A 2,244-nucleotide genomic window follows, 5' to 3' on the forward strand; every position below is an offset into this window, starting at 1 on the left:
TCGTTCCAAAGCACGGTATATCCTAAGAATGCATCTTTATCCCATGCAACAGGATCAATGTTCTGCGGCTGATCCCAATCTCCAYAGTAGCCCATATACGGAACGGTTAACGGAACTGCCGCCTTGCTGTTTTTGCCTGTTGGCACTAGGCGAACAAATCCTTCAACAAACGTCCCTTCCTCCAAGCTTTCAGGTAATACAAGTTTTACGTCTAGGTTCTTTTCTTGACCCGGTTTAATCTTCAATTTCGCACCTTGTGTATGTGTCACTTTCTCGCCATTTATAGATGAAATAGCACCTTTTACATGCTTGCTTGTTAAAGTTAAATATTCTTTAGAATCCAATTTCCCGTCTTCGTCTAAGTCAAATTCTTTTGTTTCTTTTCCATCCGTCAAAACGTCTACAAAGACCGTGTATTCTAAATCTTTTACATCTACATTTTTTAAGGCTTCCACGTTCAACTTGAAGTTCGTACCTTTTTTATTAATCTCTTTTAACGCTACAGCTCCGGCTTGCTCTAACGGAGTATCCTTGCTTGTCACAATAACAGGTGTTTTAATTGCATTTTGAATTTTCATTAAGCCGGATCCTTGTACACGCGGTGAGTACGGTACTTCATTATTTGTGCGGGGATCTTGTACTACCTGCGCTGTATTCATCAATGCGATTTTTGCCGTTAGTGCTGTATTCTTTGAATGAGATAATCCTTTTTCATATAATGCTTGCATTAACAATGCCGAACCACCTGCAACATGAGGAGTTGCCATGGATGTTCCACTCATAACCTCATATTCATTGCCCGCAACAGTTGAATAAATGTTGCCACCCGGTGCTGAAAGCTCTGGTTTAAAGTCTAACGTATGCGGAGTTCCGACAGATGAAAAGTCGGAAATGGTATTTTTATCAGGATTATCAAGCCAAATACCCTTTGTCATATTCATCTTAACAATTTGACCACTTGTAAGCTTTGTGATTAACGCATCTCCTGCAACCTTACTTGTTGTAGCAGCTGGAGTAGATAGATAGCTGAAATTTAGATATGGGAAATCTGCCATTGTGGTTGGCGGTACTAGAATAACTGCTTTCGCACCATTCTTCTTTGCTTCCACTTGAATATAAGAATAAAATGCATAGGGTACTTGCGGTTTCGCAACTACTATTTTGCCTGCGACGTCTTTTCCAGCGAAGTCTGCCTTTCTTCCTTCCCCTACATACACCATTTCATAGCTCTCAGTAGGTGTTAGTACTCTGGAGAGTTTAAAATTAAATTGCGTTTGGTCTTGGTACGGAAGCTGTAAACCGTTTTCTTCTGCAAGCGTGGTTTTATGCATTTTTGTGTTTTCATAGGAAGCAACAGATAACGCATAGGGGCTTACTCCTGGTTCTCCAACTGTTCCAATATCCGGATTCTCAGCATATGGTTTTTCGGAAGAAGGCAAGAGATTATTTTTTGTGCTGTAAGCAGCGTTACCACCTGCTACAACAACTAGCGTGCCTTGTTCAGTTGCTTGACGAATTGCTTTTTGAATTGGGTCGTTCTCTTCGCCAACAAATCCCGCGTCAGAACCTAAGCTCATGTTGATAACATCGGCGCTTAATGTTACCGCGTGCTCGATACCTGCGATGATATCGTCTTCATAAGCTCCACCGCCATTATCGGAGAAAACTTTTTCTGCCAACAACTGCACACCTGGTGCAACCCCTTGTACTCCATCGTTTGCTTCATCACCATTAGCTCCTACAGTTCCTGCAACATGCATACCATGTGAACTTCCATATTGACCGCGTGGAATTACGTCTGTATCTTTATCAGCCCAGTCATAACCTGTCGGAACTTTGTCGCTGTACCATACTTCGTTTACTGCTGTTTCTGCGAGTTCCCCTTGAATGTTCTCTTGCGTCCACTTCTCTTTTTCTTTTCCTTTTTTTGTCAACGTCATATCTTTATGAGTATAGTCTAGTCCGGAGTCGACAATCGCAACAAGCAATCCTTCTCCTTCATATCCGTATTGTTCCCATACCATTTGTGCTTGTACCAATTCTTTGCTTGCCCCCATAGATGGTTGGAACGTCCTTGCGATATGCACGTTTATAACACCTGGAGTTGCCTGAATTTCTTTTACATTACTAAACTCCGTTTCCATACTAAAGCCGTTAAAGCTTTCATAGAATCGATGATTTACTTTAGAAGCTGAATTTTCCTTAGAAATTTGTGCAATTACTTGATCTTGTTTTTGTTTATTC

General features: G+C 41.2%; 1 protein-coding gene. It reads right to left on the reverse strand.

Annotated elements, in window-relative coordinates:
* Positions 1 to 2,244 (reverse strand): S8 family serine peptidase (locus AC1DSB_RS18300; RefSeq protein WP_477587306.1); only part of this gene is annotated, 2,244 nt, incomplete at both ends.

This window comes from Paenisporosarcina sp. P4_E4_2 (assembly GCF_056401595.1).